Here is an 18,576-nt window from a genome sequence, read left to right on the forward strand (position 1 = left end):
TCCGCCCTCGAACGATCTTAGAGACGTGACATAGCGCCCGGGCGGGCCGCTGACCGTCGCGTGCAGAAAAGCCTCTGCAAGTGCGCGGCGGAAGATGACGCGGCGCGGTCCGACCCGGGCGCATCTGGGAGGATGCGCGATGACTATCCGTCAACCTGCAAATATCCGGAATCTCCTGCGCCGCGCGGTTTGTTTCGCGGGCCCATTCCCGCTCTCTGTCGCGCTGCACGTCGCGGCGCTGCTGTTTCTGATTATTACGATTCACGAGCAGCGCGGCCGCGAGCTGATCATGGTCAACCTCGAGCCGGGCGGCGGGGGCGGAAGCGACGCGGCGAGGGCCGATATTGAGCAGCCGATGGTGCCGATGCCGGAAGCGGAGCCGATGAAGACTGAAATGCCATCGACGGTGGATATGAGCAAGATGCCCCTGGTCGAGGGAGTTACCGGCTCGGAGGAGGGCGGAATCGGAACGGGTGGGGGAGGCGGAATCGGCTCGGGAGTCGGCCCCGGGGTGGGCGACGGCTTCGGCGGATTCGTCAGCGTCCTGCGCCGCACGGGCCTCGACGTTGCACTGGTGATCGACGGCACCGGCTCGATGAACCTGATTGTCGACGACGTACGGGCGAAGATGCAGGAGCTGGTGCAATCGATTCATCGGCTCGTGCCGATCGCGCGCGTCGGAATCGTGGTCTTCGGCGGCAAGCACGATCCGATGCAGATCCAACCGCTCACGCTCGATCCAGCGAAGCTCTCGAGTTTCCTCGATCACCTGCAGGCGCGGGGTGGCGACGAGTGGGAGGAGAATACGTACGGCGCGATCAAGGCGGCGACGCAGCAACTCGACTGGAAGCCCTACGCCAGGAAGGTAATCGTGCTGGTGGGCGACTCGCCGCCGCAAAAAGAAGACTTCGAGCCGCTGCTCGCGCTGGAGCAGAAGTTCAAGACCGAAAACGGAACGCTCAACACGGTCGACGTATCACAACAGGAGCACGAACGCTTCGAGCGCGCCTTCTGGCTCAAGGTCCATCGCGAGGAACCGCCGCCCGAGATCTCGCCGCTGCCGGCGTTCTATCGGCAAACGCGTTCCGCCTACCAGGTAATCGCCCAAGCAGGCGGCGGCGAAATGAAAAGCCTCGCCGCAGAGCAGGGCAGCATCGACCAGCAAATGATGCTCCTGGTCTTTGGCGACAAGTGGAGGACACAGGTCGCAGCGTTCAGCCGCCACCTTGCAGAGCCAAGCGACGAGAAGGTCGTCGCGAAGTGATCGGAACGAGGAGCGAGGCAGCAAGCTATTGGACCTTCAATCCAATCGCTTCCGCCAAAGTTCTCTGACGTTGATCGAAGGTTTCGAAACTGTCGGCGCCTAGTTCCAGAGCCGCCGCGACGTGGAGAATGTCGAGCGTTCGTACCCCGAGCTTTGTAGTCCAGCGCTCCGCGAGGCGGTGCGATAGTGCGAAAACTTCCTCGCTCACCGGTAAAATTCCGATTATTCCCGCTCTCGCATCTTCTCGCATGGATGCGTGGACCTTGCGTATTTCGGCTACGGTGGTCTGCTTGCGGAAGACGTATAGTTGTAGCGCGTGTGTGAACTCCAGGTCGCTGAGCGCGCTCAGCAGTGCGGGGGCGCGAATCGCTTGCATTCGCCTCGTAGCGCGGGCGTGGTTGCTATCGGGCAGATACAACGAAACGAGAAAACTTGCGTCGAGGTAGCTGCTCAATAGCGCGAGCGCTCCCGCGCGAGAAGTTCAGCGCCGCTCGGTTTGATGACTCTCTTCCCGAAGATCGCGCGCGTGCGACCGAGAAAATCAGGCATTTGAGGGACTTCGGGCATGACCGGTTCGAGGCGCGCGATTACTCGTTTGCGCCGCGTTATTTCGATCGTTTCGCCGCGCTGAAGCCGGCGTTCGATTTCGGGAAAGTTGTAACGCAGATCGCGGATGCTCGCCTTGCCCATGTGATACATCCTAGCATCACATTTTGACAGGACAAATGGAGCGGCTGCATGCGAGCGGCAACTGCACCCGAGTTGACATCAGCCACGTACAAAGACAGCAGAAAAACGGTGTCGAGATAGCTGCTTAATCCTGCCGACGATCCCAACCGACCATTGCGGCGTTGCTGACTTTCATCACTTTCTTGCCGTGGATCGAGCGGAGTCTAGCAAGGAAGTCAGGCAATTTGGGTGCAAGGCGCTTCAACCGTTTGCAGGCGCGCGGTCACTCGATTGCGCCGCGTGATCTCGATTGTCTCGCCCTTTGCGAGTGGTCGCTCGAATTCGGGGAATCGATAGCGAAGGTCGCGAATACTCGCCGTCTTCATGTGATGCATTCGAGCATCACATTTTTGCGCGACGAAAGAAAAACGCGCGCGAGGCGTTTTGCCGCGCGCGCGTTTTTTGAATCGCTAATCGAACCGGGCTCAGCCGATCTCGTTGCCTACTACCGAGACGAAGCTCACGCAGCGGCCGGGGGCGCCGCCGAGGTTGTGCGTCAGGCCAACTTTCGGGTTGTTGATCTGACGCGGGCCTGCTTCGCCGCGCATCTGCAGCCACATCTCGTACATCATGCGCAGGCCCGAGGCGCCGATCGGATGGCCGAACGACTTCAGCCCGCCGTCCGGATTCACCGGCAGCTTGCCGTCGAGATCGAAGAAGCCTTCCATCACGTCCTGCCACGCCGTGCCGCGCTTGCTGAAACCGAGATCCTCGCACAGCACGAGCTCGGTCGGAGTGAAGCAATCGTGCACTTCGGCCATGCTGATCTGCTCGCGCGGATTGGTGATGCCCGCCTGCGAGTATGCATCCTTGGCCGAGGCGACGACTTCGCGGAAGGTCGTGAAGTCGTAGTCGGTCGCGAGCGGTCCTTCGGCGGGACCCGCCACGAACGATAGCGCCTTCAGATAAATCGGATGCTTCTGATACTTGTGCGCATCCTCGGCGCGCACGACGATCGCCGCCGCCGAGCCGTCCGACACGCCCGAGCAATCCATGATGCCGAGCGGGTCAGCGATCTTGGGCGAATTCTTGATCGCCTCCATCGAAACTTCCTTCTGGAATTGCGCCTTGGGATTCTTGGCGCCGTTGCGATGGTTCTTCCATGCGATGCGCGAGAGCACGTCTTTGCCCTTTTCAGCATCGAGGCCGTACTTCTTGAAGTACGCGGGCGCCAGCAGCGAGAACGACGCGGGCGCCGTCATGCTGCCCTGCGTCCCATCGTTGGGCGGATTGCTCACGACGAGGCCCGAGTAGCCGGAGTCCTTGAGCTTCTCGACTCCTATCGCCATCGCGATATCAAACGCGCCCGACGCGACCGCATAGGCGGCCTGGCGCAGCGCTTCGGATCCCGTCGCGCACATATTCTCGACGCGAGTGACGGGCTTGTACTGAATCTTGAGCGGCTCCGACAGCGTCAGGCCCGAAACGCCCGAGCCCATCGTGCCGAGCCAGTAGGCGTCGATGTCGTTGGGCTGGAGCCCTGCCGAACTCATCGCCTCGTAAGCGGCCTCGCACAGCAAGTCCTCGGGGCCTTTGTCCCAATGCTCACCGAACTTGGTGCATCCCATGCCGATGATCGCGACGCGATCTTTGATTCCGCGGCTTGCCATGTGGTGATCCTCCTCGCGCCTCAGCGCCTGGGCCGTGCTTTCCAGAAGTAGTTGTGTACACCGTCGGCAGTAAAGAGCCGCCGGAACGTCATTTCAACTTCGTCGCCAATCGCAACCTTATCGGGCTCGCAGTCGGTCATCTCGCACAGAAAACGTCCGCCGCCTTCGAAATCGATCACGACGTTGACGGTCGGCGGATTGAGCGAGAACGCTAGCCGGTCGATCGCATAGGTCGCGATCTTCGCGGTGCGGTCGGCGAACTCGTACGGTTCCATTTTATTGTACGCCTGACACTTAACACAGACCAGTTGTGGCGGGAGCTGCGGCGTGCCGCACGCGGTGCATCGCGAGCCGATAAAGCCAAACTTCCACTTCTCCGAGCGCAGCATCGGCGGACCCGCGGGACGATCCGGATCGGGGCGGCGCGGCGGCTCGGTTGGCAGGATCTCGCGCCACTTGAGATACGTGCCGTAGGTGACGTCGCCCTTCGATTCGACGAGGCGGCCGGTCGAATGAATCGGCTTGAAGCTCGCATTGGCAGGCGTGACGCGGAACAGGATCGCATCGGCGCCGTCGGCAACGCTCGCGACGAGAATCAGATCTCCCGGCTTCGCGGCTGGCAGCACCGACGTGAGCATGAGCGCCGGATGCGCGGCGCCAGTCTGACCAACAGTCAGCGCGAACGTGTCGGTGAGCTTCGATGGGTCGAGTTTCAGTCCGCGAAGGATCTCATCAGCGGCGCGCGGATTGGATGCATCGACGATAACTTTTGCGAGATCGCCGGGCGCAACTTTCGCGCGGGCGAGAACATCCTTAATCGCTTGTCCAAGAAGGGGCGAAAGTGTCTGCGTGAGTGCGAAGCGCTCTTCCCATGAATGACCGAAGCGCTCGCCGGGTGCGCGCCAGTTGTCGAGGTACTCGCGCGTGAACGATGCGCTCGCGACGATCTCGGCGATTACGTTCTCGCTGCCGAGCACGAACGCGACTGCGCCGTCGCCGCCCTGCTGCTCGGCTTTGCCTTCGGGCGCTGCCAGACGCGAATCGGCGATCGCGACAACAGCCTGCGAAGCTCCACCCGCGACCGCGTCGGCCGCTTGCAGGATCGCCGTCATGCCGGCGCGCGTGGAGCCGGTGAGATCGGCGGCGCGAATCTCCGTGGGAAGTCGTGTTGCAGCGCCGACGATCGCGGCGCTCAGCTTCTCGGCGTAGGGCGGCGTGGTCGATGCGAAGAGCAGCGCTTGCACCGTGCCCTTGGGCCGCGTTTTGAGCGCATCGCGCACGGCCTCGACCGCCATTGAGACGCTGTCCTCGTCGAACGACGCGACGGCCTTCTCGCCCTTGCCGGGCACGCCGCCGAGAACCTGTGCGATCGCGGCGCGCTTGAGGCGCCGATACGGGATGTACGAACCGTATGAAACAATTCCAGCCATGGGCGCATTAAAAGCCGACTATGGACGCCGGGTCAAACGAAAGCGGGCACTCACGAGCGGGACTTGGCGTGCTGGCTCAAATGCACGGAGTATCTTTTCGGTGATTTTTTAGCCTGACAGAAGATGCGTTCCCTTGGCGCACAGAAACGTGTAATATCTGGTCTTCACGCTCGGAACGCATTTCCTTCTCTAAGCCCGGGAATTGGCCCGGGTTTTCTGGTCGAGAGCTTCCTGGCAATTAAATGAACGGAGGGCACGTATGCCCAGCAAGTTGTACGTAGGCAATTTGGCCTACTCGGTAACCAGTGACGAGCTCGAAGAGGTTTTCTCTCAGGCGGGCCAGGTGACGAGCGCCGCAGTCGTCAGCGACAAGTTCTCGGGTCAGTCCAAGGGATTCGGATTCGTCGAGATGGGGAGTGCGGACGAGGCGCAGAAAGCCATTCAGATGTTCAATGAAACAGAGCTGAAGGGCCGTAATATGCGCGTCAGCGAGGCCAAGCCTCGCGAGCCGGGCTTCGGCGGCGGCGGTGGTGGAGGCGGCGGTGGCGGTCGTCGTGGTGGCGGCGGTGGTGGCGGCGGCGGCGAGCGCCGTGGCGGGAATCGCTGGTAATCGAACCTGATATCCCGGGCGGGAGTTCCTCCCGCCCGGCTTTAATAAATAAGAATTCGAATCCGAAGCGCTCGGCGCCGGAAGAATTTGCTGGTCGGGAAATTTCGACTTGCTTCGTAGAAAAAAGCGAAGCGGGTCGGAAGGGGGAGGACCGACCCGCTTCAATGGGGAATCCGGATGCGGAATGCTGTCGCGGATTCCGAAGGCTGAGAACCGTAACAGTGTCTTCAGCAAACCTCGCGCCAGCCACTCGTTCTAAATGAAATCATTACTTTCTGCGGATTATTTCTCGCCCGCGCGCCTCAAACCCTGAAAGCGACGATAAATATTCCGTGAATTTCTTCCATTGTTCACACTCGGCTTAGGCCGAACGCGTGGAACTGCCCCCTTGGCACATCGGATGCTCTCCCTCTTGGCTCGACGAGATGAGCTGGAGGGCCATCGATGGATTCCAGGAAATACAGTTCTTTAGTCACGGCATCAGTCGGAGCGTTGATGCTTTCGATGATTTCGATCTCTGCGGCCGCGTGCGCGCCGCAGACTTCTTCGATCGACAACAGCCCGACCTACAGCGCCACGCAGCCGACCGATCCAGGGGGCGCCGGTATTCGGACCCAGGCGCAGATTAATAACGATACCGAGTACGTCGTCGATGGCGACGGCTATCCGATGTTGTGCGATCCAAACGGCGAGCAGTGCCGCAGCAATCCGGCCTACGATGCGTTCCGGTATCGCACCTTTGCCTACAACCAGCTTCCCCAGAATGGCGTCGCGCAGACCGGCGTGAACTTTCAACCGGCGCCTGTCGTTCCGATCTTCAGCGTTTCGTTTTAGCGGCTGACGATAAATTTAGGGGGACGCGCGTCTGCGTCCCCCCTTTTTATTCCAGTTTGACCAGGAGTCCGCGCGAGCGAGCCGACTCGAAGATGCTCCGGAAAAAAACCACCGCGAGCGCGAAGTACGCCACGTTGAGGCCCATCGCCCACCAGAAATGCATCGGCGAGAAGCCTCCGCCCGCGAGCGTCTGCCGCATGCCCTCGAACGCATGCGTCGTCGGCAGCATCCACGCGATCGGCTGTAACGACTTAGGCAGCGCCTTGACCGGGTAGAACACGCACGAGAGCGGCAGCAGCAGGGCCGCCGAGCTCCACGCGAGCCCCTGCACCTTCGTCGTGTAACGGAAAATAATTCCCGTTATCGCTATTCCCAGCGCGAACGCGAACAATATCAGGCACGCCATGTACGGCACGAACGATGGCAGGATCGGGAAGATATCGAACGAGTATGCGATCCACGCGACGATCGCCGCCGCGAGCAGGCTGATTCCCGCCTTGATGAAGTTCACGAACAACAGTCCCGCCATGTACTCGCCCACCGTCAGCGGCGTCGAGAACAGATTGATCAAGTTGCGCGCCCATAGCTCGTCGAGAAAGCCCACCGCCATGTCACGCTGGAACGCGTAGAACATCCCCCACATGATTACGGCCGCCAGCAGGAAGCTGGCGATGCCCGTGCCGGGCTTGCCGTCCTGGCGGATATAAATGGTGAAGAAGCCCCACACGATTATGTCGAGCACGGGCCAGTAAACGAGGTCCGTCAGGCGATCGAAATTGCGCCGCGCCTCGTACGTATGGCGCATCACGACGCCCTGGATTCGATTCAGCTTCATTGCTCAGCTCCTCTCGCCACGCGCAGGAAGACTTCTTCGAGCGCCGGCTCCTCACGTTCGTCGGCCAGGATCGCGCGCGTCACTTCGATCGGGCTGCCGCTCGCGATCACTTGCCCCTTGTGCATGAACACGACGCGGTCGCACATCCGCTCGACCTCGGACATGTTGTGCGAGGTGTAAAGAATCGTCATCCCGTTCTCGCGCTGCATCTTGATCAGGACATCTTTGACCTTCCACGAGATCTCAGGGTCGAGGTACGCCGTCGGCTCGTCGAGCAAAAGCAGGCGCGGATCGTTCATCAACGCCTTGCAGAGGCCGACGCGCGTATTCTCTCCCGACGAGAGCCGCGCTAACGGCTTGTCCGCGAGCCGCTCGATATCGAACAGCGCGAGCAGCTCGGCGAGTTTGTGCTCCGAATTCGCAACGCCGTAGATCTTCGCGAACACGCGCAGGTTCTCCATCACCGTGAGCCGGTAGGGAAACGCGACGTACGGCGAGGTGAAGTTCATGAGCTGCAGGATCTCCTCGCGATTCTCGGCGAACGGCATCCCGAAGATGCGAATATCGCCCGCCGACGGCGTGACCATCCCGAGGATCATGTGAATCGTGGTGGTTTTGCCGGCGCCATTGGGTCCAAGCAGGCCGACGATCTCACCCTGCTCGACGCCGAACGACACGTGGTCAACCGCAGTGAAATCGCCAAATTGCTTGGTCAACTTGTTAATCTCGACGAGCATTTCAGTCTCTCCCTCCAACCCTCGTGGGGCGCCGAGCACAAAAAAGCGGCCACCGATGCTTTCCGCACCAGTGGCCGCTCAAAGAAATCGTCAGTTGTGAGTTCTACCTAATGATCGTGCAACACCCCTGACGCGCAGCCACGTGGCACCCGCGCGTTATTCGGTATGGCTTGGCGAACGATCATCAGTTTCTCCAGGGAACGTTGCACCGTAGCACATCGACAATCGAAATGGGAGAGCCTCAAAGCGCCCGGCGTATCCAGCGGCGAGTGCTCTACATGGGTCTCAGTAGTAATCTTGTCAGTATGAAAAAAGTTGAGGCGATCTTCCGCGAAAGCAAACTTGCCGGAGTACGTGACGCCTTGATCAAGCTCGGCGTCGGCGATATTTCTGTGGAACCGCGCTCACCAAAAGTGAAGATCGGCGTTATCGTCGCGGACGAGATCGCTCCGCGCGTCGTGAGCACGATCGAATCCGCGGCCCGCGCGTAGTCCCAATCCGCAACTCAACCAAAATGACAAAAACCGAATTGCTGCAGGAGCTCTACTTCATCGAGCATGGCGGGCGGCGCGGCGACGCCGACCACGCTGCGCGCCTCGCGAACTATGAGGCGTTCCTCGCGCAACAGGGCATGTCGCAGGAGGAGGTTATCGATCTCCTGCTGCTCACTACGACGGCCGCGCTGATGCATCTGCCCAACGCGAGCCCCGAGCCGCTCGCCGATCAAGTAAAGACGCTGCTCCTGACGCTCAACAATCGCGCGAAGTAAAATCGTCTCACCGCCGATCCTCTTTTTTCCGCACGTTTAAAATCGTTGGCTGCCATCCAATGATTCAATAGTCGTTGTGACAAAGAGTGATGTTCAAATTGACTCATGGGTCAGTGAGGCTCGCGTCTTTGCCCGCTGCCGATTGCCCCGGAGTCTTCTCCGCGCCGTCCGTTCAGCTTCCTACTGCCGGTATCCCTGGATTGTCACTACTGCTGTTGCGCCCATTCGGAACGGATTGTTGGCGTCGCGCTCGTCAAGAATGACTCGCACCGGGAAGCGCTGCGATAACCGCACCCAGTTGAGCGTCGGCTCGACCTGCGGCAGGCCTTCGATCGACGCGCCGTTGGCCTGGTAGAGCGCCCATCCCACGCCCTGCACGTGGCCGCGGAAGCGGCGGCTCGGATAGGCGAGCAGAAACACGTCGGCGGTCATCCCGGGCTTGATGTGCGAGAGGAAGTTCTCGCGGAAGTTCGCGATCACGTACCAGGTGCGGTTATCGACCATCGCCAGTACGTCGCGTCCTTCGTTGGCATACTGGCCGACAGCGATATTGAGATTGGTGATATAGCCGTCAAAGGGCGCCTTCACGTAGCAGTACTCGACGTTCAGTTTTGCGTCGGCGACCTCGGCCTCCGCGGACTTGAGGCGCGCGTTGATGTCGCCGTACTTGCCGAGCTGATTCTGCGCGCGCTTGACCTCCGACTGCGCGTTGCGCACGCCTGCCTCCTCGGCTTCGACGCGCGAGCGCGCGTTGAAGACATCGTTGGCGGTCACGTAATGCTTGGCGAGCAGCGGCTCGATGCGATTCAGATATTGCCGCGCGTAGGCCGCATCGGCCTCGCGCCGCTTCTGCTCGGCACCCGCGGCATGAATCGCATTCTCGTAGGCGTCGATATCGAGCTCCGTCAGCTTGAGCTGGGCCTCGAGCTTGTCGAGCGTGTCCTGGTAGGGCCGCGGATCGACCTCGAACAGCAGGTCGCCCTTGCGCACGAGCTGATTATCGACCACCGGCAGCTCGACGATCGGCCCGCTCACGTGCGGAGCGATTCCCACCGTGTTGGCGCGCACGTATGCGTCGTCGGTGCGCGGATAGACGTAGTACTGGCGCGTCACGTAAAGCAGGACGACGATTGCGGCCACGATAATCGCCGCGCTCAGCAGCAACCCGATCGCGCGCAAGACGGGGTTGTCGTTAGCTTCCGAGTCGGGCGGCATCTGCTATCAAATCCGGTTGAAGAAAATCAGGTAAACGATGCATGACATCAGTGTGCCGAGGCTCAGGTAAACGATCGGCAGCGGCCAGAGATAGCGCTCGATTCGCAACAGCACGAAGATCGGCCGAACCAGGATCGCGAGGATCGCGCCCGCGATCGCCGACACCAGCCAGCTCGGAAAGTTGGCACCGGCGATGTTGACGATCGGATCGCAGCCCGAGGCGGCGCTGACGAGTACCGCTATCGAGGCGAACCTCGTGAAGATTCGTCCGGTCTTCATTGCTTAAAAATCGCTCAGAGCGATTGTCCCTGAGCATCCCGCCAGATTCAATTAGGCGGGGCTTAGATTGACCGCCAGGAAACGCGCGACGGAGGCGCGGGGATGATGCGCAAGAAGCCAACTGGACGCCGCTCACGATGCGCACGAGTTTCGGCCGCTGCGATCACGATGATGTTCGCGGGATGCACCTACTTTGCGCAGGCGCCGGAAATCGCGCCGAATCGCTATGCGCCGCCGCAGCCGAACGAAACGTGGTCGCCGCCGACGAAGACCGCGAGCGAATTCGTCGCACCTGCCGGCGACCGCGCGCCCGCGCACGTGCCGATCGCGCCAGCGGAGGCATCAGTGCGCACTTACGATCTGCCGCAGCTAATCGACGTGTCGCTCACCAATAATCCCGGCACGCGCCAGGCGTGGGAGCGTGCGCGCGCTGCGGCTGCAGCCTACGGCGCGTCGCGCGCGCCGTACTATCCGAAGTTATCGACGCAGACACGCGCCGGCTACACGCGGCAGATCGTCGAGCTGCCGGGCCAGGTCGGCGCATTCAAGCAGTGGGAATCCGAGCCGGTGCTGCGGCTCACCTACACGCTGATAGATTTCGGGCGCCGCGACGCCGACGATGAAATCGCACGCGAGCAGTTGGCGGCCTCGAATTTCAGCTTCAATCGCGAATTGCAGACCGTCGTTTTCGCGACGCAGCAGGCGTTTTATGCGCTAGCCGCCGCCAAAGCCGGCGTGACCGCCGCCGAGCAGAACCTCGAGCTGGCCAGGACCGACGATGACGCCGTGCAGAAGCGCGTCGATCTCGGTCTGGCGACGCAGCCGGAGCTGCTGCTCGCGCGCGAGCGCGTAGCGCAGTCGGAATTCGATCTTGCCAACGCTCAACTTCTCGTGCACGAGGGGCAGGCGAGCATGGCGCTGGCGATCGGCGTCGCCGCCAACGCTCCATTCGATGTCGAAAGCCTCGAACGGCAACCGGTGCCCAAAACACTCGGCGCCCAGGTTGACGAATTGATCGCGCGCGCCGTGCGCGCGCGGCCCGACCTCGCCTCACAGGTCGCCTCGCTGAACGCCAGCCAGGCGGGAATCACGCGAGCGCGCGCCGAGTTCTATCCCTACGTCACCGGGCTGGCCGAATATGGCGAGCAGACGTGGAATTTCAGGTTCGTCAGTCCTCCATCGATCACGACCAATCAGCCGCAATACACCGCGGGATTCTCACTCAACTGGGACATCTTCACGGGCTTTCAGCGTCTCAACAATCTGAAGCAGGCCAAGGCCAACACTGCGGAGGCTGCTGCTACATTGCAATCGAGTGAGCTCGCCGCGATCGCCGATGTATGGCGCGCATACTATGAGTTCGAATCCACGCTGAAGAAGTATGCATATGCGGAAGCGCTATTAGCCGCGACGCAGGAAGCATATAACGCCAACCTCGATACATATCGGCAAGGCCTCAGCACGATTGTCGAGTTGTTAACCGCGGATCGCGACCTGGCGAACGCGCGCTACACTATGATCCAGAGCACCGCCGATTTGCTGACATCCTCGGCAGCGGTCGCATATGCAGTCGGAGCGATCGAAATGCCTCGGCATCACTAGTTTTTGGCTACTCAGGCCGCGACTTGGTCCGCGATGTACTGAAATATGTCAGGCCAGGATTCCGGCCGGATGCCGAGTTTGCTGCCGATGCGCACGATCACGATCCTGTTGCGCGGTGCAGTTTACGCACGTTTCGGGATCTGACCGGACTCAGGGCTGCTACAAGCAATAACGAAGCGGCGGAACGTGGTCCGCAAATATCAATGCAATAGCAAGTTGCGTCCCGATGGAATCAACTCACTATCTGCGAGCGGTGAGACTATAGCTACTACGTCCCCGCCTCGAAGAATCACCGCCTGACCCATAAGAGTCAACGACATATTTTTTCGACTATGCCTTCTCGATCGGGAACCTTAATAGCCACTCCGCGGTTGATGAGTACGTGGCGCGCATTCGCGCGCCGACCATAACTAAATCTGACCCGATACGGGAGGAACCGACGGCCATGAAAGGATTACTCAATGGCACGCTGAAGAAGACGTGTGCCGCGCTCGCGGTGTCGGCGATCGCCTTGACGGCATCGAATGCACTCGCGCTGCCGCAACTCTTTTACAATTCCAGCAATCTCGTCTCCGACGAGCCGGGCGTTGCGCCGGTGACGGATCCCAAGCTGGTCAACGCCTGGGGCATCTCATTCATCGCGGGCAGCGGCAACACGGCTGGCTCGCCATTCTGGATCAGCGACAACAATTCAGGATTCTCGACGCTATACGACGGAACTGGCGCGATCTTCGATATTCCGATGACGATGATTCCGTTCTTCGTCACGATTCCACTGCCCACTGGCGTGATGCCGCCGCCGCCCGCCGCGCCAACCGGGATGGTCTCCAACACCGGTACAGCATTCTGCGGTGATCTTTTTATCTTCGATACCGAGGATGGCACGCTATCGGGCTGGCAACTCGCGGACGGCCTGAATGCGATGCTCAGGGTCGACAATTCAGAGGTACCTGATACCGCTGACGGCGCGGTGTACAAAGGCCTCGAGATGGCGACGCCGAAGAGTGGAATCCCGACGCTTTATGCCACCGACTTTCGCCACGGCACGATCGACACCTTTCAGACCAATACCAGCGGCCAAACCTGTCAGTACGAGCAGGTCAGTCTGAAAGGAAACTTCAGCGACCCGACATTGCCGAAGGGTTACGCTCCATTCAACGTCAAGTTGATCGGCGGTAAGCTCTACGTCACGTATGCGCTGCAGGATGCGGCCCGGCACGACGACGTGCCCGGATTGGGGCGCGGCTTTGTCGATATCTTCGACACCGACGGTGATTTCGAGCGGCGCTTCGCCGCGCGCGGCGCATTGAACGCGCCGTGGGGTTTGTCGATGGCGCCCAATAACTTCGGAATCGTTACCGGCCAATTGCTGGTCGGAAACTTTGGCGACGGTCGTATCAATGTGTTTACACCCGGTCTTGGAATTCCGCTGGGACAACTCCGGACGCGCGACAAGTTCGCGGTTCGTCCGCTCGTGATCGACGGCCTGTGGTCGCTGATCAATGGAACCGGCGCGCTGAATGCTCCGAACAACAGCCTCTATTTCACCGCCGGTCCGGACGGCGAGAGTCACGGATTGTTCGGAACGATTACACCTGGTTTCTAGGCCGGCCCCGTCGCCGACACGATACGAGCCCTTCCCCCCCGAGCACGGGCTGTGCGGACCGACTCCCCCGCGCGGCCCGTTTTTTTCAGAGGTTCTCGCGATAGTCGCGCTCGATAGCTTCGTCGATCTTCTGCGCCAGATCGTCGCCCTTGCCCGCCCGCTGCGCGAATTGCTTGCCGAAGGAAACTTTGAGCGGATGCCACGTCTCGGGCTTCCACAGTTGCGATCTTATGAACGCCTTCGCGCAGTGGAAGAAGCATTCGTGGATTTTCACCCGAATCGCGAGGATCGCCGGCGCGCCACGCGCCGTCAGCAGCTCGCATACTTTGGGATCCGACGTCAGCTCGGCGGCGCCATTGATACGCAGCGTCTCGTTGGTGCCGGGAGTCAGGAAGATCAGCCCGACCCGCGGATTCTCCAGGATATTGAGGTAGCCGAACGCGAGCTTGTTGCCCTTGCGCTCCGGAATCAGCAACGTGCGTGAGTCTTCGATCGCGATAAAGCCAGGATGGTCGCCCTTGGGCGAGGCGTCCTGATTGCCTTCGCGATCTGCCGTCGCGAGCACGATGAATGGCGAGCGTTGGACGAAGTCCGTCGCGGCCTCGTCGAGCTCGCTCAGCACTTTGCTCTTCGTCGCCGGAGACGGATTGCCGAGGATCGCGCGCAGCTGCTCTTCGTTCGTGATTCGATGATCGTTGGTTTGCATCTTCGGAGCTCTCGATTGCTAGCCGCGCATCCGCGCGATCACTTTGACTTCGACGAGGCCGCCCGGCACCGCCAGCTCGGTGATCCCGATCGCCGTCCACGCCGGGTATGGCTCGCTCACGTAGCGATCCTTCACCTTCATGAAACTGCGCATGTTCGCCTGCAGGCCGACATGAAACGAGGTGATATCGACCACGTCGCGGAACGAAAGCCCGGCCGTCTCGAGCACCGCCTTGACGCCCTCGAAGGCTTGCGTGAACTGCGTCTCCGGATCGGACGAGACTTTGCCGTCGGGTCCCATGCCGATGACGCCGGAACAATAAAGATGATCCCTGTCCTTTACCGCGGGCGCGAAATGAAAATTGTTGTAGAGGATTTCCTGGCCCTTGGGTACTACGACGTCATTCTTTTCCATCGCGATCTTCTCCTGACGTTGCGTTCAGAACTCGGCCTTGAATGACACCCGGTCTGCGCCCGCGTATGACACGCGCGCCGGCGTGATCTTGATCATGCGCAGGGTCGGATACTTGAAGAATGGCGCTTCGAAGGGCGCCTTGGCAAGGAACATCGTCTCGCATCGTTTCCACTCGTCGCTGTCGCGCGGCACTTCGTTTGCGATGCCATCGATTATCGCGCGCGAGACGCGGAACGTCGTGATGTCGCCGGTCTCGCGATCATCCACCAGCACGGCGACCTTCGGCCGCGCCAGCACGTTGTTGTGCTTGAACGATCCTTCGTTGAGGATGAACAGTATTTCGAGTGCGGCCGTTTCGCAGAAGGCTTGCATCGTGGCTGTCGGATACTCCTCGCCCTGCGTGACGAGGACGGCGACCTTCTCCTTGGCGAGCAGGTTGGCGAGCATTTCGCGTTGCGCGGTGTCCATCGGAGCTTTCCTCCACCAGCCGGATGCATCGCAACATCTACCAGCCGCACGTTGCGCATGCGAGAAGGCGGCCCGGTTGGCAATTGACGCATAATGGTCACCATGCGACGGTCGGTCGGAGATGAAAGGGATTTCTGATGAACCGCGATGAACGAGGACTCGCCGTCACTAACGGCTCGGGCGATGCGGTGCGGGCGATCAACAACTACGCTCGCGAGGTCGTCTCGCTCGGCACGAAGGTCGGTGACGTGATTGGCGCTGCCAATGCGGCACCCGAATGCCCACTGCTCCAGGCCTACGCCGCATCATCATATCTCTATACTCAGTCGCTGAGGCAGGGGGCCGGCGCCGAACCGTATCTCACGCGAGCCGAAGCGCGCCTGGGCGAAGTCTCGGAGCGCGAGCGAATCATTATTCAGTCAGTGCGAGCGGGCCTCGGCGGCGATTTTCAGCGCGCGCTTTCCGGCTACGAGCAGATCGCCAGCCGCTGGCCAGCCGACATGGTTGCGGCCAAGCTCGCCGAGTTCCATTGCTTCGAGACCGGCGAAACTGATCGGCAACTCAAGGTGATGCGCAAGGCAGCTGAAGCGAATCCCAGCAACAGCCACGTGCTTGCGATGTATGCGTTCGCGCTCGAGCTGAGCGAGATGCGCGACGAAGCCGAGCGGGTCGCGCGCCGCGCGCTCGAGATCGATCCGCTCACGATGTGGGCGCAGCACTGCCTCGCGCACGTATTCTCGGGCGAGTCGCGAGTCGAGGAGGGAATCGCCGCGCTGCACGGCTTCGCGCCGACCTGGGAACGCTTCAGCCATTACACGGTCGCGCACAACTCGTTTCATCTCGGAGCCTTGCTGCTCGACAACCGCGACTTCGATCATGTCCGCGAGCTCTATCGCGTGAAGATCTGGGGTTTCGATCGCGATGCGATCGTCGAGCTGACCGATTCGATTCTGATGCTCTGGTATATCGAGCTCGCTGGCGGCCGGGTCGAAGAGGAATGGCGCGAAATCGCGCCGCATCTACGCGAGCGCGTCAGCGAGCACGTCTTTCCGTTCCTCAAAACGATCTTCCTGTACGCCCTCGCGCGCGCCGGCGAGCGCGAAGTGGTCGCCGATGCGCTCGACTCGATGCAGCGGCACGCGGACGCGCAGACGGGCGGCCTAAGAAAAGTCTGGAAGGAGATCGGGATGCCGCTCGCGCGCGGATGCGTCGCGTTCGCCTACGGCGACTGGGATTTCGCGGCGGCCACGCTCGCGCCGATCCTGCCCGAGGTCGCATGCGCTGGCGGCAGCGACGAACAGCGCGGCGTGTTTATCCAATCGCACATAGTCAGTCTGATTCGCGGCAAAAGTAGCGACTCTGCCCGCAACGCGATCGACAGCTACATTGCAGGCCGCCCGGTGACCGCGCTCGAGCGCCACTGGCTATCGGAAGTATGAGCTCTGCCTCTGTCCGGCCGTGATAACATCGTCAGTTCAGATCGCCGGCGTGTTCCGGTACCCCTTCTCGACGCGGGAAGGGGTTAGGGGTTAGGTCGTTGTCTGATTGCCAGCGAGAAAACCGACCTAACCCTCTTTCGCTTCCCGCATCGGGAAGGGAAGTCTGCCGCACCATCATTAGCTCGAATACGAACGTTGCCGCTCTGCCCTGGAGGAGCGCAGCACATATCGCAATAGTCACTATAATTCTGCTCATCGCCAGGATTGCGAACGCTGCGGGCCAGGCGCCTAGGGGCGCAAACCTCTCGTCGCAAGATCGCGATGCCGCCACGCTGTCTCATCTTGCGGCGCAGCACTTCGGCGCGCTCAGCCTCGCCGAGCAACGGCTGATCGATGCGGCGCCGCATCGCGAGTTTCGCTGGATTGGCCCCAGCAACGACGATCAGTCGCCCCTCAACGATGCTGCCCAGGGCGCGAAGTGGGGCCCTGAGCGCAGCATTCGTCATGAGTTGCTGCGGTGGCTGATCGCTGATCCCGATGCGTCGCGGCTGGTGCATCCGAGCGGACTTGGATTCGGCGGAGTAAAGATCGATGGACCACTCGATATTTCGTACGCGGTTTCCACCAAGCCGATAACGATCGTTCATAGCTACTTCACCGATCCGATCGATCTGAGTAATGCGCACCTGGCTGAATTCGATCTGCGCTCCTCGAAGGTCGACTCGATTACGGCCGACGGCTCAACGATCGACGGCGATGTGAGCCTGACTTTCGATTCATTCAGCACAATCAGTTTTTTCCGCAGCCGAATCGGCGGGAGTATCGATTGCGCCGGCAGCATGTTCGACGCTTCGGGGCAATTGACTGTCAGCGTGGTCGAGGCGCAGATCGGCGGCGATGCGGAATTTCACAACGGCTTCACAACCAACGGAACTATTGACGCGCGAATCGCGAAGATCGGAGGCGCGCTCGATTTCCATGCCGCTAATTTCACCGGCGACGACGCCACCGGACTCGATGCTGACCGGGCAACGATCAAAGGAACTTTCTATTGGAACGAGGTTAAGCATACTCCGAAGACGACGCTCGATCTCGAAAACGCATCGGCGGGTGCGATCTGGGATGATGCAGCGAGTTGGCCCGCGCCCGGCAATCTACTGATTAACGGCTTCGTCTATCACTCTATAGACGGCGGCCCTGACAACGCCGAGAGCCGGCTCCAGTGGATCGCGCTGCAACCGCCCGGTTACCATCCGCAGCCTTATCGCCAGCTCGCGCAAATCTTCCGCGATGCCGGGCGCGATCAAAACGCGACGGACATGATGATCGCGAAAGAGGTCGCGCAGCGCCGTAATACCAACATGAATCGCGGCAATCGGCTCTGGAGTATCATGCTCCAGTACACGATCGGCTACGGCTTCCGCCCGCTGCGCGCATTGTGGTGGATAGGAGGATTCGTCCTCTTCGGCGCGATCCTGTTTGGCTGGGGGTATCATCTGCGATTAATAACTCCGACCGAGGAAGCGGCATACGCGGAGTTCGTCAAGACGGGCGAGGCGCCGCCGCATTACCCGGTCTTCAATCCATTTGTATACTCACTCGAGAATTTCCTGCCCGTAGTAGTGCTCTACCAGGATTCCTACTGGCGGCCGAACCCGCGCCACGCCGTAGGCGGCACGCTCCAGGGCTCGCGCACGATGTTCGGAATCAACGAACTGCCCAGCCGCATCCTGCGCGCCTACCTCTGGATCCACATCCTGGCCGGCTGGCTAATCACGCCGCTCTTGTTCGCCGGGCTGTCGGGACTGGTGCGTCCGGATTGAGATTTCCGCGGAATTCGCACCTGCGCTTCACAAGGTGTTCCCCAGGTTTGCTTCGATTCAGGCAATCGCTCGAATGCCATGTTTCTTAATGACACTCAAAAGTCGAAGCGCTGGGCCTCCCGGTCTTCTCTTGCCGCGTCCCCAATCCGACACCAGCATACTTGGTATGATAGTCGAACAGAATCCAGCCCTATTGGATTCCTAAT

The 18,576-nt window shown here is 60.8% G+C and carries 19 protein-coding genes; 9 read left to right on the forward strand and 10 right to left on the reverse strand.

What is annotated here, in order from left to right; all coding sequences use genetic code 11:
• The first annotated feature begins 139 nt into the window (after positions 1-139).
• Entirely contained in the window at positions 140-1,264 is a 1,125-nt protein-coding gene (locus VMA09_10985) for a vWA domain-containing protein (protein ID HUA34121.1), read from the forward strand.
• 450 nt (positions 1,265-1,714) lie between these two features.
• Here the strand turns inward: VMA09_10985 and VMA09_10990 are convergent, their stop codons facing one another.
• The 3 genes from VMA09_10990 to VMA09_11000 all read right to left on the reverse strand — a co-directional run bounded on the left by VMA09_10990 (position 1,715) and on the right by VMA09_11000 (position 5,033).
• Entirely contained in the window at positions 1,715-1,954 is a 240-nt protein-coding gene (locus tag VMA09_10990; GenBank protein ID HUA34122.1) for a hypothetical protein, read from the reverse strand.
• 464 nt (positions 1,955-2,418) lie between these two features.
• Positions 2,419-3,603, reverse strand: coding sequence for an acetyl-CoA acetyltransferase (locus tag VMA09_10995; GenBank protein HUA34123.1), 1,185 nt, complete (start codon positions 3,601-3,603; stop codon positions 2,419-2,421).
• A 20-nt stretch (positions 3,604-3,623) separates the two neighbouring features.
• Positions 3,624-5,033: an OB-fold domain-containing protein gene (locus VMA09_11000; GenBank protein ID HUA34124.1), complete on the reverse strand. Its 1,410-nt coding sequence runs from the start codon at positions 5,031-5,033 to the stop codon at positions 3,624-3,626.
• A 259-nt stretch (positions 5,034-5,292) separates the two neighbouring features.
• On the opposite strand from VMA09_11000, the gene VMA09_11005 reads away from it, so the two are divergent.
• Both VMA09_11005 and VMA09_11010 read left to right on the forward strand, forming a co-directional pair.
• Positions 5,293-5,643 carry an RNA-binding protein gene (locus VMA09_11005; protein ID HUA34125.1) on the forward strand — a complete coding sequence of 117 codons (351 nt, stop codon included), beginning with the start codon at positions 5,293-5,295 and terminating at the stop codon, positions 5,641-5,643.
• Positions 5,644-6,087: 444 nt separating this feature from the next.
• Entirely contained in the window at positions 6,088-6,477 is a 390-nt protein-coding gene (locus VMA09_11010) for a hypothetical protein (protein HUA34126.1), read from the forward strand.
• A gap of 46 nt (positions 6,478-6,523) precedes the next feature.
• Here VMA09_11010 and VMA09_11015 read toward each other — a convergent pair whose 3' ends face one another.
• Together VMA09_11015 and VMA09_11020 are read right to left on the reverse strand one after the other, a co-directional pair.
• On the reverse strand, positions 6,524-7,312 hold the full coding sequence (locus VMA09_11015) for an ABC transporter permease (GenBank protein HUA34127.1): 789 nt from the start codon (positions 7,310-7,312) through the stop codon (positions 6,524-6,526).
• Entirely contained in the window at positions 7,309-8,049 is a 741-nt protein-coding gene (locus VMA09_11020; GenBank protein ID HUA34128.1) for an ABC transporter ATP-binding protein, read from the reverse strand. Before VMA09_11020 ends, VMA09_11015 begins: the two co-directional genes overlap by 4 nt.
• A 305-nt stretch (positions 8,050-8,354) precedes the next feature.
• Between VMA09_11020 and VMA09_11025 the strand changes: the two genes are divergently transcribed.
• Both VMA09_11025 and VMA09_11030 read left to right on the forward strand, forming a co-directional pair.
• Entirely contained in the window at positions 8,355-8,540 is a 186-nt protein-coding gene (locus VMA09_11025) for a hypothetical protein (protein ID HUA34129.1), read from the forward strand.
• A 23-nt stretch (positions 8,541-8,563) separates the two neighbouring features.
• On the forward strand, positions 8,564-8,818 hold the full coding sequence (locus VMA09_11030) for a hypothetical protein (protein HUA34130.1): 255 nt from the start codon (positions 8,564-8,566) through the stop codon (positions 8,816-8,818).
• Between the two features lie 180 nt (positions 8,819-8,998).
• Here VMA09_11030 and VMA09_11035 read toward each other — a convergent pair whose 3' ends face one another.
• Both VMA09_11035 and VMA09_11040 read right to left on the reverse strand, forming a co-directional pair.
• Positions 8,999-10,033 (reverse strand): biotin/lipoyl-binding protein, encoded by a 1,035-nt coding sequence (locus VMA09_11035; GenBank protein HUA34131.1) that lies wholly within the window; start codon positions 10,031-10,033, stop codon positions 8,999-9,001.
• A 6-nt stretch (positions 10,034-10,039) separates the two neighbouring features.
• Complete coding sequence (locus VMA09_11040; protein HUA34132.1) at positions 10,040-10,312, reverse strand: YtcA family lipoprotein; 273 nt, start codon at positions 10,310-10,312, stop codon at positions 10,040-10,042.
• 105 nt (positions 10,313-10,417) lie between these two features.
• Here VMA09_11040 and VMA09_11045 point away from each other — a divergent pair, with 105 nt between their 5' ends.
• Both VMA09_11045 and VMA09_11050 read left to right on the forward strand, forming a co-directional pair.
• A complete protein-coding gene (locus VMA09_11045) occupies positions 10,418-11,914 on the forward strand; it encodes a TolC family protein (GenBank protein HUA34133.1) in 1,497 nt (498 codons plus the stop codon).
• 445 nt (positions 11,915-12,359) lie between these two features.
• Complete coding sequence (locus VMA09_11050) at positions 12,360-13,520, forward strand: TIGR03118 family protein (protein HUA34134.1); 1,161 nt, start codon at positions 12,360-12,362, stop codon at positions 13,518-13,520.
• Between the two features lie 85 nt (positions 13,521-13,605).
• Here the strand turns inward: VMA09_11050 and VMA09_11055 are convergent, their stop codons facing one another.
• From VMA09_11055 to VMA09_11065, 3 genes are read right to left on the reverse strand one after another with little or no spacing between them, the layout of a single operon-like run.
• On the reverse strand, positions 13,606-14,226 hold the full coding sequence (locus VMA09_11055; protein HUA34135.1) for an MSMEG_1061 family FMN-dependent PPOX-type flavoprotein: 621 nt from the start codon (positions 14,224-14,226) through the stop codon (positions 13,606-13,608).
• Between the two features lie 18 nt (positions 14,227-14,244).
• A complete protein-coding gene (locus tag VMA09_11060; GenBank protein ID HUA34136.1) occupies positions 14,245-14,640 on the reverse strand; it encodes a RidA family protein in 396 nt (131 codons plus the stop codon).
• Positions 14,641-14,664: 24 nt separating this feature from the next.
• Positions 14,665-15,108, reverse strand: a complete 444-nt coding sequence (locus VMA09_11065) for a pyridoxamine 5'-phosphate oxidase family protein (protein ID HUA34137.1) — start codon at positions 15,106-15,108, stop codon at positions 14,665-14,667.
• Positions 15,109-15,245: 137 nt separating this feature from the next.
• Here VMA09_11065 and VMA09_11070 point away from each other — a divergent pair, with 137 nt between their 5' ends.
• On the forward strand, positions 15,246-16,547 hold the full coding sequence (locus tag VMA09_11070) for a hypothetical protein (protein HUA34138.1): 1,302 nt from the start codon (positions 15,246-15,248) through the stop codon (positions 16,545-16,547).
• Between the two features lie 98 nt (positions 16,548-16,645).
• Positions 16,646-18,370, forward strand: coding sequence for a hypothetical protein (locus VMA09_11075; GenBank protein ID HUA34139.1), 1,725 nt, complete (start codon positions 16,646-16,648; stop codon positions 18,368-18,370).
• The last annotated feature ends 206 nt before the right edge of the window (positions 18,371-18,576 follow it).

The sequence above is a fragment of the Candidatus Binataceae bacterium genome, assembly GCA_035508495.1.
Taxonomy (GTDB): Bacteria; Desulfobacterota; Binatia; order Binatales; family Binataceae; genus JASHPB01.

Bases quoted from the DNA above. Each gene is read 5' to 3' on its own strand.
- VMA09_10985 (HUA34121.1), top strand. From the start codon at position 140: ATGACTATCCGTCAACCTGCAAATATCCGGAATCTCCTGCGCCGCGCG.
- VMA09_10990 (HUA34122.1), bottom strand. From the start codon at position 1,954: ATGGGCAAGGCGAGCATCCGCGATCTGCGTTACAACTTTCCCGAAATC.
- VMA09_10995 (HUA34123.1), bottom strand. From the start codon at position 3,603: ATGGCAAGCCGCGGAATCAAAGATCGCGTCGCGATCATCGGCATGGGA.
- VMA09_11000 (HUA34124.1), bottom strand. From the start codon at position 5,033: ATGGCTGGAATTGTTTCATACGGTTCGTACATCCCGTATCGGCGCCTC.
- VMA09_11005 (HUA34125.1), top strand. From the start codon at position 5,293: ATGCCCAGCAAGTTGTACGTAGGCAATTTGGCCTACTCGGTAACCAGT.
- VMA09_11010 (HUA34126.1), top strand. From the start codon at position 6,088: ATGGATTCCAGGAAATACAGTTCTTTAGTCACGGCATCAGTCGGAGCG.
- VMA09_11015 (HUA34127.1), bottom strand. From the start codon at position 7,312: ATGAAGCTGAATCGAATCCAGGGCGTCGTGATGCGCCATACGTACGAG.
- VMA09_11020 (HUA34128.1), bottom strand. From the start codon at position 8,049: ATGCTCGTCGAGATTAACAAGTTGACCAAGCAATTTGGCGATTTCACT.
- VMA09_11025 (HUA34129.1), top strand. From the start codon at position 8,355: ATGAAAAAAGTTGAGGCGATCTTCCGCGAAAGCAAACTTGCCGGAGTA.
- VMA09_11030 (HUA34130.1), top strand. From the start codon at position 8,564: ATGACAAAAACCGAATTGCTGCAGGAGCTCTACTTCATCGAGCATGGC.
- VMA09_11035 (HUA34131.1), bottom strand. From the start codon at position 10,033: ATGCCGCCCGACTCGGAAGCTAACGACAACCCCGTCTTGCGCGCGATC.
- VMA09_11040 (HUA34132.1), bottom strand. From the start codon at position 10,312: ATGAAGACCGGACGAATCTTCACGAGGTTCGCCTCGATAGCGGTACTC.
- VMA09_11045 (HUA34133.1), top strand. From the start codon at position 10,418: ATGCGCAAGAAGCCAACTGGACGCCGCTCACGATGCGCACGAGTTTCG.
- VMA09_11050 (HUA34134.1), top strand. From the start codon at position 12,360: ATGAAAGGATTACTCAATGGCACGCTGAAGAAGACGTGTGCCGCGCTC.
- VMA09_11055 (HUA34135.1), bottom strand. From the start codon at position 14,226: ATGCAAACCAACGATCATCGAATCACGAACGAAGAGCAGCTGCGCGCG.
- VMA09_11060 (HUA34136.1), bottom strand. From the start codon at position 14,640: ATGGAAAAGAATGACGTCGTAGTACCCAAGGGCCAGGAAATCCTCTAC.
- VMA09_11065 (HUA34137.1), bottom strand. From the start codon at position 15,108: ATGGACACCGCGCAACGCGAAATGCTCGCCAACCTGCTCGCCAAGGAG.
- VMA09_11070 (HUA34138.1), top strand. From the start codon at position 15,246: ATGAACCGCGATGAACGAGGACTCGCCGTCACTAACGGCTCGGGCGAT.